The sequence below is a fragment of the Bradyrhizobium sp. USDA 4538 genome (assembly GCF_024171045.1).
Lineage (GTDB): Bacteria > Pseudomonadota > Alphaproteobacteria > Rhizobiales > Xanthobacteraceae > Bradyrhizobium > Bradyrhizobium australafricanum.
In genome coordinates this window covers 3,308,388-3,321,150 of sequence record NZ_JALJZE010000001.1, presented here as the reverse complement: position 1 = coordinate 3,321,150, position 12,763 = coordinate 3,308,388, and the positions used below count along the sequence as shown (strand labels likewise).

The window sequence follows — 12,763 nt, the reverse complement described above, 5'->3', positions numbered from 1 at the left end:
CGGATGGCGCATAGTGGGCGATGACCGAGATAGTGCCTGTCGCTCCCTCGATCGATCAGCTTGGCCGCATCACCACTGTCAGACATCGCCGATAAGGACCCCGTTCGAGGAGAGTGTCTTGCAGGTTACGGGGAAGGTTGGAGCGCTGAACGCGCGCAATTGCGTTGGTTTCCCGGGATTGGTGCTGGCCGTCTTGATTTGCCTCTCCAGCGGAATTGCCCGTGCTGGAGATGAAGACGATGATTCCTCGAACGGGGTGTCGAGCGCGCCGAACGTCTACCTGGACATGAGAACCACCTACGCCAGGGTGCCCGCCGGTGCGCTGGCGGTCGGCTTCGGCAATTCGTCCTTGCTCGCGGCGTTGCAATCCGCTGCCATCTCGAACGCCGGCAGCCTGGCTGCAATTGCGGGCGGTGCGACGCTGCCGGGCGCCCAGAGCGTCGTGGTCGATCTTCCAATGACGATCGACGTGAACGATAACGTCTCGCTCTATGCCGGCGTATCGGCCAGCTCGACCAGCACTCCGATGACCGGCTGGTCGTCCGTGGCGATTACGAGCTGGAATCTTGGATTTCAGGCCGATCTCTACAATCAGAACGGCGGCTCGATTCCGACCTTGAGTTGGCAATCGACCATTACCCAGGCGATTCCGAATGGACCGTTTGCTACCACGAGTTTTACGAACATTTTCGAGTTCGACTATGCGTTCGACCAGGACGAGACTCGTGGGTTGCTCGCGGGCGTGCAGGACACACGGGTTGTCATCGGCAGTCCGCTCGCGGCCATCCATTCCGATATCATGGGCTATGTCGGCGGTTACTACCAATGGCCGAACAATTGGAAGTTTACGGGCCGCGCGGGCGTGCAGGTTTTCGGCGGCGCCGAGCTCTTGGGCCGCGCGTCGGTCTCCTCCTTTACCCAACCGATCGTGCGACTGGACCTTGACCGGATGGACGACAACGACAACCGCCTGTTTGGCGTGACGGCGCAGATCATGTGGGTACCAAAGCCTGCTTACCAGATCACGCTCAGGACGCCGCTCTATTTCGCACGCAACTAGGGCTTCCGATCAGCATGACGGAGTTTCGGCAAGGTTGAACCAGGCCAGGAGCGACCGGTCATCGCTCGACACCACCGGATTGTCAGAATTTGCATATTCGTCAGCCTGCTCGCCTGACACCGAGAGACCATTGGCGCTCAACACCGACTGCGCGCCGATGCTTTCGCTGCGGCAACTTGGCCACAGTCGGGAAAACAGAACGCGCGCGTCAGATTCTGCATAGTGGGTTGCGCGCATTCGATGCGATCACCGCTACACGATTTCTTCAATCAATCAGGTGCGGCAATGAATAAGATTGGAAAGTTTGGGGTTGCGATCGCGGCTTCGCTGATGATGGGCGGTTATGCGGTCGCGGCGGATTTGCCGGCGGCGCCCGCCTACAAGGCGCAGGCTCCGGTTGCCGCCGTCTACAACTGGACGGGATTCTATGTCGGCGGCAACGCCGGGTACGGCTGGGGCAACCAGGACCCGATGGTGCTGTTCGCCAACAGGTTCGATCGAGCCGGTTTTGACATCAGTGGCGGCATGATCGGCGGCACGTTTGGTGGGCAGATTCAGCAGGGATACGTCGTGCTCGGCCTGGAAGGTGACCTCGACTGGGCCAACATCAGCGGGTCCTCCGTCGTAACGCCGAGCATTCTCGGCATCGGACAGGGCGTCACGCTGAACACCTCGTCAAACATCAGCGCGCTGGCGACGGTGAGGGCCCGGGTCGGTATCGCCATGAACAACGTCCTGATCTACGCCACCGGCGGCGGAGCCTTCGTCAAGTCGACCGCCAGCGCATCAACCATCGCCGGCGTGCCCTGCGGCACGGTTGGCGTCTTGCCGGATTGTTCAGCCTCGTCCTGGCGTCCGGGCATCTCCGCGGGTTTCGGCGTGGAATACGGCTTTACACCGAACTGGTCCGTGAAGGCCGAGTATCTCTACACGAAAGTCGTCGGCACCGGAGTCAGCACGGATGAATTGAATGTCGTGCGTGGCGGCATCAACTACCGGTTCTGAACAAGGGACATCGATCACATATTCGGTCCTGTTCGACGGACGATGCGCCGCCTCGAACGTCCGATAGGACTGTCTTGATCCTGATCGTGCATCCGAGCCGATGCTTTTCAGCTCGGATGCCAGTCGCGCGCGAAGGCGCCCGGCCTCTTAAAGTCGTCTGAGATCTTTCTACATCCGATTCATCACAATGGGATCCCCAATGCGTTCGAGACTGCTGCTTTCCGTAGCTCTGCTGGTTGCCACAATGGTGTCTGCCAGGGCCCAGACCCCGCTGTCGGCCTATGTCGACGCGAATGGATTCATCGATGTTCAGAAGCTGACATGCGCGCAACTCGCCGGGACCTACCAGGAGGACGCCGATGCGCTGACGGCCTGGTACAGCGGCTGGTACAACGGCCTTGCCAAGAAGCATTTCCTCGACCTGCGCAAGGGCAAGCTCGTGGAGCACGAAGTCATCGTCTACTGCAAGGCGCATCCCGAAAAGCTCATCATCGACGCTATTGCCGTCGTGTTCAAGGCGGAGCGGGAGATGATGGGAATCCAGATGAAGTAGATTGTCTGAGGGCGGATCGGTCGCACGTTGCCGACCGATCCGCTGTGCGCACTGTTACTAAGAGCGGCATAGCCTGTTCTATTTTTCTCTTGAATTGCCGCTCAGACGGGCGGGATATTTTGAATTGAATGATTTCGGGCAATACACCGACGCCGTTAGAGGCGCGAGGGTGACATTTCTGAAATCCGCTCCGTCCTCTCACGATTGGGGCGTGAAGTCTCTCGCATTGAATCGCACGATCCTTCAGTTTGGCACCGACGGCGGCCCCGGGATTGCGCATGGCGTCACCGACCCGAATTTTACGACGTTGATCGTCCAGTCGTCCAACTTCGACGATCGCGTCGTGCTCGATGGTGTGCCATGCCAGGCCTCTGACCTGGTCATTTTCCCTCCGAACTGTCACTTCACCTTTGTCCGCTCCGGTCATGTCGAATGGGTGGCGTGGTCGCTGCCCAATGAGGAGAGCATCGCGAGGAACATGCTCCCTGCGGCCACAACTCAGGCTTCGCCGAAGACCGCCAAGCATCTCGTCCGGTTGCCAGAGCCGATCAAATCGAAGCTGATCGAGGTGTCGAGGCAGGCTCTGCGTTCCTTCTCCGATTCTGCCTTCGCTGACCGGCCTATGATGGCGCGGGAGGCAGAGGACGCCCTGATGGATCAGCTGGCTTGCATCCGGGATAATCGCCTGAGCCAAAGCTTCCTGCCCAACAAGTACACCCTCTCGTACGAGCGAATCGTTCTGGAGGCGCTTGAGTTCGTTGGGACCAGGTCGGAAAGCATCGTCCATATCAAGGACATCGTGAAAGCGACCAAGGTGGAATACCGCACCTTGCTGCGTGCTTTCGAGCGCTATCTCGGCTTCTCGCCAAAGCTCTATCTGAGGCTTCGGCAGCTAAACCTGGTTTATCACGAGATCAGTCGCGACAACGGCGCATCGGTCAGAGTCGTCGATATCCTGTCGGCACACGGCGTCACCGAGTTCGGCAGATTTGCCGGCCACTACCGGTCGCTGTTCGGCGAGTTGCCATCCGAGACATATCGCCGGTCTCGCGCATTGAGGTCTGGCAACGTGCCGTGACCTCGAAGTGGGTTTTTGGTGCAACACCGCTAAGAATTGGTCGGCGGTGACAGTTTCTGCATACCGACTGAGACAAGGTCGATGGCAAGTGGCTCATGTGTTTTCCACGTTCAATGAGGCTTGCAGGCGATGAAGAAAATCAGTTTACTTACCGCAGCGGCGGTGATGTCCGTTGCGTTCACGGGTATTGCAAAGGCCGCCGATCTTCCGCAGCGGCCGGCGTACAAGGCGGCGCCGATCGCAGCGCCCATGATGTACAACTGGTCCGGCTTCTATCTCGGTATCAACGGCGGATATGGCTGGAGCAACCAGTGCATCGATATCACCGCAATCAATGGAATTGGCGGCGTCTTCGCGGAAGGCTGCAATAGCAAGGGCGGCGGCATCATCGGTGGCCAGCTTGGCTATCGTTGGCAGGCCGGACAATTGGTGTACGGTCTGGAAGCGCAGGGCGACTGGGCCAACATCCGCAACACGCGCATCAGTGCGCAGGACCCGACACGTACTTACAAGTCGACCCTCGCCGGCCTGGGCCTCTTCACGGCTCAACTGGGCTACGCGGCCAACGAGGCCTTGTTCTACGTCAAGGGCGGCGGCGCGGTTGGCAGCCAGGACTTTGCCATCATCGACAATGTGACCGGCACGGGCCTCGCCTTCGCGAACCGGACCCGCTGGGGTGGCGTCGTGGGTGTCGGCTTCGAGTACGGCTTCTCTCCGAATTGGACGGCCGGCATCGAGTACGACTATCTGTGGCGGGTAAACGAGAGCAACACGTTCCTGACGCCGTCACTCGGGCGCATCACGTCGATCACCGCCAACACCAAGACGGACGCGAGTCTGCTGGCGCTCCGCCTCAACTATAAGTTCGGTTACTAGTGAAGAAAGGAGGTCGTCCAATTCGGCCGGCCTCCATTCTTGTTTCATCATGCCTGGGTCCAGGTAATCCACTATTCCGGAGTTGATCATGCTGTCGAATACGATGCGTGCGATTGCTTTTCTCGGTGCTTTGGCGGCCACAAACATGGTCTTGGCGCAAGACACGGCGTCCCATGCGCCGCTGAAGACGATCGGGGCCACCAAACCCCAGGTCGTTCCATCACTGATCGTCTTCAACTCCAGGGGCGCGAACGTGCAGCCCGGCAAGCTGGTCCTCACTGGCGTCGCGCCAAATGCGATCATATTTGCGGATCGGCCGGTTCGCTCGGCCGGTCACGATCTGATCAGCCATATCGTCGAAGACTGGGGAACCGGCAGCGACAATTTTGCAAAGAATCCGCCCAACGCCACAGTGTCCGTATTCCAGAAGGACGGCAGCACCGTGCGCGATGTCGTTGTCACACTGAAGAATCCCAAGCTCGAAGGTGATAACCTTGCCTTCGATGTCGATATTCTCGAAGGTGACATCAAGGGCGCCGACGGTCCTGCCTCTGTCTTCATCGACATCATCGGCCTTCCGTTTACGCCGGTTTCATTCGCGGGCGTTGCGCGACGCACGGCCTATCGAGGTGCGTATTATGCCGGAGCCGCCGCGGCGGCTGGCGCTGCGGCTGCCTACGCGTACCACCCGTATTACTATCGGCCGCCGGTTTGCGGGTACTATCCCTATCCCCCGTGCTACTAGCGGGACCGCGCGGAGTTTGGCCTGGCGTCCTTGCGCCGGGCCAGCCTCTGGCTGATGCGCCTTGTGTACCATTTGCGTCCAGCCGGCACTGGACGATGATTCTCTCGACTCGAGGAAGCGCCGGCCCGTCCAGAAACGAGCCGATTTCGAGTCTTGGCGCTACAACGCGAAAGAGCCCGGCTGAGCCGGCCGCTTGCTACGGATTGGGCTTGTGATGACTGAGGTCATGCAGTGAAAGGCGGGCCTCGCGCACCAGATCTACAAGCGAGAGCGTGAAGAAGCTGAGAGCGACAACAAAGAGCAGTGCAACGCCGTACTCATGCTGGAATCGAAAGAAGGTACACACGAACGCCAGGATCACCAGCAGCGAGGTGACGATTGCGCTGACCGTCGCGAGAACGATTGCCTTGTTCAGAAGCACAGCGCGACGCCTGAGGTGTGGGATATCAGGGTGCGTTCCGGAACGGTCGTCGTCGGCCGTAGCGTGCAATGCCTGTAGCCTGTCGACGACGCGATTCATGCGCCCTATCAAAAGCGACACGAAGGCCGCAACTGCGCCAAGGAGAAATGCGGGCGCCGCTACTTGCGAAATGACCTGCGACAGGTGCGCGGCGGTCGGTGTGTCGATCAGCATGGCTACTTTTCTCCGCGACCGGTACCTGCGCCGCCGCCTACATTGGAGTCAGGGCGAGCGCTCGCAACGAAAGCTTAGCGCATCGTTGGTCACGGGGAGCTTTTTACAACGATGTGAGATCGTTTGCTCAAGATAATCGCTGCGTAGCGTGACGGGCAAGGGGACGCCGCGAAGCGTCCCCTTGCCCGCCGCTTAAACTTACGTCGCTTTTTTGGCCGCCGGGATCGACCAAGTGCCGTCGAGGATCGACGGGTCGTCCTCGTTCGGCCAATACATGCGCAGCATCAGGATGAACTTGCCGGTCGGCGCAGGCAACCAGTTCGACTCCTTGTCGGCCCCCGGGGATTGATTCTGGATGTACAGGTCCGTTGAGCCGTCCGGATTGACCTTGAGGTTCTGTCGCGGACTGATCGAGTACCGATTGATCGGGTTGGAGACGAAGAAGTAGTTGGCATCGTACATGGTAACGGACCAGAAGCCGCTCACCGGCGGCAATTGGCCCTTTGGAAAACGCATGACGTATTTGTTCGAGCCGTGATAGTCGCTACCGTCTGCATCCTTTAGCGAAAGCGGATAAACCGCGTCTCTGTTGCGGTTCGCGCCGAGCCCGATCGCGGTGACCAGCGCACGGTTGAGATAGTCGGTCCCGTAGACGCCGGTCTTGGTGTCGTAGATCCATCCGTTGACCTTCTTGATGGCGTCGTTGACCTTGAGCTGGAGCATGATGCGATCGAAAGCGGCGCGGGGAATGCGCTTGACGAAATCCGCGTCCAGCTTGCTGGCATCGAAGTCTTGGCCCGGGACAAGACCGATCTTGGCGAACCGCGCGAGTTCGGGCGCGTCAGCAGCAGAGGGAGGGTTCACTTTCATCAGCTGGGCGAGCAGGCTGAAGTATTCAGCCGCATCCATGCGGTTGACCTGTTCGCGCACGGCCATCTTCATGTCGATGGACGGATCGACCTTGCCCGAGGGCGGCGTGTAGTCCTTTCCGTAGGAACTCAGCGGCACCAGCTTGAACTGGTCCTGCAAGGCGTGGACGGCTGCGTAGTCTTCCGGAGTGCCCGTGCAGTAGATCCGGCCGAGCAACCAGACGATGTTGGTTGGGGCCTTCAATTCCTTGACGCCGGACGGAAGCGTGCCGCTCCAGCCCGGACCCGTGATTGCATAGGTCTGCGCCCCGGTGCCGGTTGTGCGTTTTCCGGGCACGGCGAACACATTGGTCCAGCCGTCGAGCATCGGCAGCAGGAAATACCGGTCCTTCATGTCGGGAATGCTCAACACCCATGGCTCCTTGCCGACGTCGAAAAATGCAGTGGTGTAGAGCGTATCGGCGTTCGGTGCTGTCACATCGCGAAACGAGGCATCCGGATACTGGCGCAGCCTGATGATTTGCCCCATGGGAGCGCGCGTGCCCTCCGCTTTGACCACGTTGGTGAAGACCCGGCGGGTCATCTCGATTGTGACAAGTGGATAACCGAACACATAGGCGTCGGTGGCGAGCCAAAAATCTTCCGCCCCTTCAACGATATCAAATACTGGGCCTTCGTGCGCTCGGAGGATCGACGGGGTCAGTGCGGTGGAAGCGGCGGCAAGTCCGGTCTTCAGCGCAAAACGGCGGGTGATGTCCATCGTTCTTTCCTGGGATTGGTTTCGTTCAAGACGGTTGTTTGGCAGCGTTGCGGCGCTCCATTTTGTGCCGCGCAAGGCAGGCTAGTCTCTACTTCCCAGCATCCGCTATGCAGTTTCTGACCTAGATCGGGGCCGTCCGATCAATTGAATGGCGAATCGGGGCTCGCCTGGCGGGCGCATGCCGAAGTCGAAGACCCCGCGCAGGCAACAAACTGAATTCGGCTGCAGACCATTGCTTCGCACGAGGCTGGAGATTGCCGAATCTGCATAGTGGGCCGCCGCGTTTTCGTTAGGTTGGTAAGGGGACGAGAAGACGCTTGGCGTGTCAGCCTCGTCCACCGTGGAAATGGAGTATTTTGATGCAGAAGCGATCAACCCAGAGCCCGTACTTGCTGACCAAGCGCGATTTGCTGAGATCTGCCGCACTGGCAAGCGTCGCCGCTGCTGGTACCAAATCGAGCCAGGCCTTGGCCCAGTGGTCCGAGCGCCCGGGATTCTTCAAGGCCAAGGACATTGCAGAGGCCGGCTTCATTTATGGCCTGCCGATCGTGATGGCATACGGCATCATGTATGAGTACGCGGTCGACAAGTCATCAGGGCAGTACAAGGCGCCGTTCAATACGCTGTTCAACGTGGCGCGCGTCTTCACATACGAAGATACCGCCGTGATCACGCCCAACAGCGACACGCCGTATTCGTTCGCATGGCTGGATCTGCGGGCCGAGCCGCTCGTCTTTTCGGTGCCGGCGATCGATCCCAAGCGCTACTACGCACTGCAGCTGAACGACCTCAACACGTATAATTTTGGCTATGCCGGCACGCGCGCCACCGGCAGCGATGCCGGGAGCTATATGGTCGTCGGCCCGCGATGGACCGGCGTGACACCGGCCGGCATCAAGAAGGTATTCCGGTCGACCACCGATTTTTGCCTGGGACTCTTACGCACGCAGCTGTTCGACCCGGCCGATATCGAGGCCGTCAAGAAGATTCAGGCCGGCTACAAGGCGCAGCCGCTTTCCAGCTTCCTGAATCAGCCTGCGCCCTCGCCGGCACCGGCGCTTTCTTTCCCCAAATTCGAGAAGGACCTCGTCCGCACGGAGTTCTTCGAATACCTTGATTTCGCGCTTCAATTCGCGCCGGCGCTGCCGGAGGATCGCTGGATCCGCGAGCAGCTGGCGCGGATCGGCGTGGGGCCGGGCAAGAGCTTTGACTTCCGCAGCCTGTCGCTTGAAGACAAGGCCGAGATCCTGCTCGGAATGAAGGAGGGTGAGCGCAAGGTCACCGAAGCCGTTGCGACCCTCGGCAAGGACATCAACGGCTGGCGCGTCAGCGCGTCGTTCGGCGATGCCGCATTCTTCCATGGCGACTGGCTTATGCGCGCGGCAGCCGCGAAGGCCGGCATCTATGGCAACGACGCGGTGGAGGCCATGTATCCTTTGGGCAAAGTGGATGTCGATGGCAAAGAACTCGACTGTTCGAAGTCGAGCTACACGTTGACCTTCCCGGCGGGACAGCTGCCGCCGGTCAACGCCTTCTGGTCGGTGACGATGTATGACGGCAAGACGCAGCTACTGGTGAAGAACCCGATCAACCGCTACCTGATCAACTCGCCGATGCTGCCGCACATGAAGCTCGGTTCCGACGGCTCGCTGACGATCTACGTCCAGAACAAGTCTCCGGGAGCGGACAAGGAGGCAAACTGGCTGCCGGCGCCGGATGGCCCGATCTATGTGGTGATGCGACTGTACTGGCCGAAAACCACGCCGCCATCGATTCTGCCAGCTGGTGAAGGGACGTGGAAGCCTCCCGGCTTCAAGCGCGCGTCCTAGAGATCGGATTTTTATCGGCCGGATGCGCGGCGACAGAGTCGCAATTGCACGCATCCGGCCGGCACGGGCATGGCACCGCCCTTGTGAGTGTTCAATCCCGGTGCACGACAGATGCAGGAGATCATCGTGCTCATCATCCTGACGCTCTATTTGGTCCTGGTCTGGCTCGTCTTCTCGAGGCTCAAGCTGGTCCGATGGGGCTGGGCGTCCGGCACCGTCACCGTGCTGCTCGGCGCGTTCATCCTCGCGGTATTCCTCGCGATGTTCAACTACCTGACCCCGTCGGGAAGCTTAGTCGTGATTTCCCGCGTCATGGAGGTCGCGCCCAATGTTTCCGGCGAGGTGATCGAAATCCCGGTCAAGCCAAACGAACCGGTGAAGGCTGGCGCGGTGCTGTTTCGCATTGATCCGGCACCGTTCCAGTACAAGGTCAACCAGCTCGAGGCATCGCTTGCCCAGGCACGGCAGCAGGTCAAGCAACTGAAGGCCAGTTACGAGCAGGCGACGGCGAATGTCGATGGACTGACCAAGCAGCTCGCCTTTCACACCCAGCGGCTTTCCGATTACCGCAAGCTCGTCAGCGAGGAGGCGCAGACCGCGTTTCGTCTGCAGGACGTCCAGGTGCAATACGACACGGTCGAGTTTCAGCTTCAGGCGGCCAAGGCCGCACAGCTGAGCGCACAATTGGCGATGGAGTCGGAAATCGGCGGCGTCAACACAACCGTCGCACAGATCCAGGCCCAGCTCGACCATGCGAAGTGGGAGCTCGAGCAGACGACGATCCGCGCCATCGGCGACGGTGTCGTTACGATCATGGCGCTGTCGGTCGGCGACCGCGCCATGCCGGCGCGCTCGGTGATGTCGTTCATCGTCGCAAACGATATCGTCATCACCGGCATGTTCCCGCCGAACGGATTCCGGACCATCAAGCCCGGCGCGCGGGTCAAGCTCGTCTTCGACGACGACCCTGGCCGCATCCACGAAGCGACGGTCATGGCTATCCCCCAAGGCGTGGGGCAGGGCCAGATCGCGGTCTCAGGTACGCTGGCGCGGGTCGGCTCGATCGGAGGCGCGAAGGCTTATCCGGCTGCTATTTCGATCCCGAAGACCATCGACCGTAGCCAACTCCGGCTCGGAATGCCGGGCACCGCCACCGTGTTCGCGGACAACGCCGGCGTCATCGGCCTGTTGATGTCGATCCTGGTCTGGATCGGCTCGTATACGGCATATTTATAGCCGCCTTCCATTTCACTCTCGGCTCCAATTGGTAGCTCATCCAGATATCTTCGGAGAAAAAATGGGTCTTCGATCTGCAGGCAGTATTGCAGCCCTCGTTTCGGTCACTCTTCTTGTCCAGTTGTGCTCGGGTGCTCGCGGTTACGCCCAGCAATCAACTGGTCAATTGTTGATCTCATCGGGATTCAGCCCTGTCGCTGCGACCACGCCGGAGCTGTTGAATCGGCTGATGTCGTTCCCGCCCAATCAGTTTCAGCTACGGCAGAGGAGCGGACGTCCCTACTACGTCTACGCGGATCCCTCCGGATGTACCTGTGCGTATGTCGGCAGCGTGGCCGCGATGGACAAATATCGCGCCAGTTATGGTGCATTGCCGGCAACTACGCTCTCGGCAGGCGGCTTTACGAATCCCGAGCAAAACCTGATCAACAGCATGGAAAACGATGACGCCTCAGCCCAGTTCAACGATGACGTATTTGGTCCGGATTTTTAGGTTTGCCTGATGTGCTTTCGAGCATGACGGTTCTGCGCGCTGTTGGCAGACGCGCCGCACCGACCTGACCGTCGGCAGCGTTGTGTTGATAGAGACCGGCGCTTCCAGCTCCTCTGCGCAAAGGAGGAGAGATCGATCCCATCCGAACTCGTGGCGCTCCCATACGGCGAAACCGGGTCCGATCGATCGACGGTGAGGTCGGGCCAATGACAAGGCGTGTCGAATGAAGGGATACCTTCAACCATTCGGGCGGCATGGCGCCCAAGGCAGAACGCGCTTATCCCGGCCGCGATTGCGCACGAAACTGTCGCGGCGTAACGCCGGTAATTCGGCGGAAGGCGCGCGTAAAATGCGCTGGATCAGTGTAGCCCGAGGAGAATGCGATTTCGATGATCTTGGAATCCGTGTCGCGCAAGAGCTTGCTGGCATTCTCGAACCGGATGGTGTCGAGCAGATCCGAGTATGTCATGCCGGCGTACGCGAGCTTACGTTGCAAGCTCCTCGCGCTCGCGCCAGCCATCTCCGCAACCTGAGCGAGAGCCGGAAGTCCCTGGTCGAGGTAGGACGGCAACATCAACTTGAGCGTTGCGATGATGTCATGACCTGACGGGCCAGCCTGATCGTCTTGCAAGGAGAGCACTTGCTCCTTTGCGCGATTGGGAAGGCTGAGGAGCGAGATCGGCACGTCGATCCACGATGCGTCTTGTCCCGACAGGAAACGCGTGTTTGGCCAGAATGATTGACACGCGGGGCTCGGCGTATACCGGGCTTCAAACGCGATTGTAGCAGGAGCCCAATCCGGTCCGGCGAATTGCCGGACGATATATATGGGGAAAATATTCTGAAGCCATTGTGAATGCTCGAGATGCAGGCGTCCTTTTGTTCCAGTGAGACTGCTGCAAAACTTCACGTGACCGTCGTGGCGCTCGATCCAATTCTTCAAGTTCGAGTCCTCGATCGATGCCCATTTGCAAGCCTGTTGCAGCGCGACCAACAGCGTTGGGGCATGGCCGATCAGAGTCCGGGTTTTCTCGCTCAGGTGACAATAGTGCAGACGTTGGGAAGCGAGGAATCCAAAATCCGGAATGCCTTGTGATCTTCGGGTGATTTCCGCGAAGTCGATTGCTCGCAGAATCGGAACATAATGATCGGCCTTTTCTTCCAATGATGTCGGAAGCTGAAATTTTGCCAGAAACGAACCGGTCGACGCGCCGATTTCGCTAAGGATATCAGCGAAGGGAATGAGGAATTGGCAGCGCGTCAAATGGATATTTGCCACCGGGCTGCCTCTCGATCGTAAAATGGATGCTGCATGTCGGCGGGAATTTCGCTGGGCCCGAGCGTCGGCGTTGCCGGCAAAAATGGAAGAGTTCGCAGCCCCCCTCCCGGCCTGCGATGCGTGTCTTGCCGGCTCTTTTGGCGGCTTATGGCCAGACGGCCAACAATTCGCTGCATAGGCTTACCGACACCAAAACTACGACCGGAATGGAGGAAAGCTGAGCCCTTAGTGCTGCGTTTCGATGAATTCTCTCACCATATCCTCGCAATATTACGTGCGCTCGACAATGTCGAACGAGAGCTGCTGCGTGATCGACAGATGCCTGATTTTCCCGGGCAGTCGGCCA

13 protein-coding genes are annotated in these 12,763 nt (G+C 59.5%); 9 read left to right on the top strand and 4 right to left on the bottom strand.

All coding sequences use genetic code 11. The features are described 5' to 3' along the window. Positions 1 to 118: 118 nt before the first annotated feature. The gene (locus J2R78_RS14855) at positions 119 to 1,060 is read left to right on the top strand and encodes a hypothetical protein (RefSeq protein WP_253605234.1); all 942 of its coding nucleotides are present in this window, start codon (positions 119 to 121) and stop codon (positions 1,058 to 1,060) included. A gap of 9 nt (positions 1,061 to 1,069) precedes the next feature. On the opposite strand, the gene J2R78_RS14850 is transcribed toward J2R78_RS14855, so the two are convergent. After that, complete coding sequence (locus J2R78_RS14850; RefSeq protein WP_253605232.1) at positions 1,070 to 1,297, bottom strand: hypothetical protein; 228 nt, start codon at positions 1,295 to 1,297, stop codon at positions 1,070 to 1,072. A gap of 48 nt (positions 1,298 to 1,345) precedes the next feature. Between J2R78_RS14850 and J2R78_RS14845 the strand changes: the two genes are divergently transcribed. The 5 genes from J2R78_RS14845 to J2R78_RS14825 all read left to right on the top strand — a co-directional run bounded on the left by J2R78_RS14845 (position 1,346) and on the right by J2R78_RS14825 (position 5,317). Next, positions 1,346 to 2,065, top strand: coding sequence for an outer membrane protein (locus tag J2R78_RS14845; RefSeq protein WP_253605229.1), 720 nt, complete (start codon positions 1,346 to 1,348; stop codon positions 2,063 to 2,065). Between the two features lie 199 nt (positions 2,066 to 2,264). Further along, positions 2,265 to 2,618, top strand: coding sequence for an HdeA/HdeB family chaperone (locus J2R78_RS14840; RefSeq protein ID WP_076826357.1), 354 nt, complete (start codon positions 2,265 to 2,267; stop codon positions 2,616 to 2,618). A 211-nt stretch (positions 2,619 to 2,829) separates the two neighbouring features. Beyond that, positions 2,830 to 3,696 (top strand): helix-turn-helix domain-containing protein, encoded by an 867-nt coding sequence (locus J2R78_RS45000; protein ID WP_253605227.1) that lies wholly within the window; start codon positions 2,830 to 2,832, stop codon positions 3,694 to 3,696. A gap of 129 nt (positions 3,697 to 3,825) precedes the next feature. Continuing rightward, positions 3,826 to 4,572 carry an outer membrane protein gene (locus tag J2R78_RS14830; protein WP_225164029.1) on the top strand — a complete coding sequence of 249 codons (747 nt, stop codon included), beginning with the start codon at positions 3,826 to 3,828 and terminating at the stop codon, positions 4,570 to 4,572. Between the two features lie 88 nt (positions 4,573 to 4,660). Next, positions 4,661 to 5,317 carry a hypothetical protein gene (locus J2R78_RS14825; protein WP_253605224.1) on the top strand — a complete coding sequence of 219 codons (657 nt, stop codon included), beginning with the start codon at positions 4,661 to 4,663 and terminating at the stop codon, positions 5,315 to 5,317. A gap of 196 nt (positions 5,318 to 5,513) precedes the next feature. Here the strand turns inward: J2R78_RS14825 and J2R78_RS14820 are convergent, their stop codons facing one another. Further along, complete coding sequence (locus tag J2R78_RS14820) at positions 5,514 to 5,951, bottom strand: DUF2721 domain-containing protein (protein WP_076826362.1); 438 nt, start codon at positions 5,949 to 5,951, stop codon at positions 5,514 to 5,516. A gap of 198 nt (positions 5,952 to 6,149) precedes the next feature. Further along, positions 6,150 to 7,580 (bottom strand): DUF1254 domain-containing protein, encoded by a 1,431-nt coding sequence (locus J2R78_RS14815; RefSeq protein ID WP_253605216.1) that lies wholly within the window; start codon positions 7,578 to 7,580, stop codon positions 6,150 to 6,152. Positions 7,581 to 7,969: 389 nt separating this feature from the next. Between J2R78_RS14815 and J2R78_RS14810 the strand changes: the two genes are divergently transcribed. From J2R78_RS14810 to J2R78_RS14800, 3 genes are all read left to right on the top strand, one after another. After that, the gene (locus tag J2R78_RS14810) at positions 7,970 to 9,409 is read left to right on the top strand and encodes a DUF1254 domain-containing protein (protein ID WP_253609824.1); all 1,440 of its coding nucleotides are present in this window, start codon (positions 7,970 to 7,972) and stop codon (positions 9,407 to 9,409) included. A 111-nt stretch (positions 9,410 to 9,520) separates the two neighbouring features. Further along, positions 9,521 to 10,645: an HlyD family secretion protein gene (locus J2R78_RS14805; protein ID WP_229189067.1), complete on the top strand. Its 1,125-nt coding sequence runs from the start codon at positions 9,521 to 9,523 to the stop codon at positions 10,643 to 10,645. A gap of 61 nt (positions 10,646 to 10,706) precedes the next feature. Then, positions 10,707 to 11,138, top strand: a complete 432-nt coding sequence (locus J2R78_RS14800) for a hypothetical protein (protein WP_253605213.1) — start codon at positions 10,707 to 10,709, stop codon at positions 11,136 to 11,138. Positions 11,139 to 11,415: 277 nt separating this feature from the next. On the opposite strand, the gene J2R78_RS14795 is transcribed toward J2R78_RS14800, so the two are convergent. Further along, positions 11,416 to 12,417 carry an AraC family transcriptional regulator gene (locus J2R78_RS14795; RefSeq protein ID WP_253605210.1) on the bottom strand — a complete coding sequence of 334 codons (1,002 nt, stop codon included), beginning with the start codon at positions 12,415 to 12,417 and terminating at the stop codon, positions 11,416 to 11,418. Between the last annotated feature and the right edge of the window lie 346 nt (positions 12,418 to 12,763).

Bases quoted from the DNA above. Each gene is read 5' to 3' on its own strand.
- J2R78_RS14850 (WP_253605232.1), bottom strand. From the start codon at position 1,297: ATGCGCGCAACCCACTATGCAGAATCTGACGCGCGCGTTCTGTTTTCC.
- J2R78_RS14845 (WP_253605229.1), top strand. From the start codon at position 1,346: ATGAATAAGATTGGAAAGTTTGGGGTTGCGATCGCGGCTTCGCTGATG.
- J2R78_RS14840 (WP_076826357.1), top strand. From the start codon at position 2,265: ATGCGTTCGAGACTGCTGCTTTCCGTAGCTCTGCTGGTTGCCACAATG.
- J2R78_RS14830 (WP_225164029.1), top strand. From the start codon at position 3,826: ATGAAGAAAATCAGTTTACTTACCGCAGCGGCGGTGATGTCCGTTGCG.
- J2R78_RS14825 (WP_253605224.1), top strand. From the start codon at position 4,661: ATGCTGTCGAATACGATGCGTGCGATTGCTTTTCTCGGTGCTTTGGCG.
- J2R78_RS14820 (WP_076826362.1), bottom strand. From the start codon at position 5,951: ATGCTGATCGACACACCGACCGCCGCGCACCTGTCGCAGGTCATTTCG.
- J2R78_RS14815 (WP_253605216.1), bottom strand. From the start codon at position 7,580: ATGGACATCACCCGCCGTTTTGCGCTGAAGACCGGACTTGCCGCCGCT.
- J2R78_RS14805 (WP_229189067.1), top strand. From the start codon at position 9,521: ATGCAGGAGATCATCGTGCTCATCATCCTGACGCTCTATTTGGTCCTG.
- J2R78_RS14800 (WP_253605213.1), top strand. From the start codon at position 10,707: ATGGGTCTTCGATCTGCAGGCAGTATTGCAGCCCTCGTTTCGGTCACT.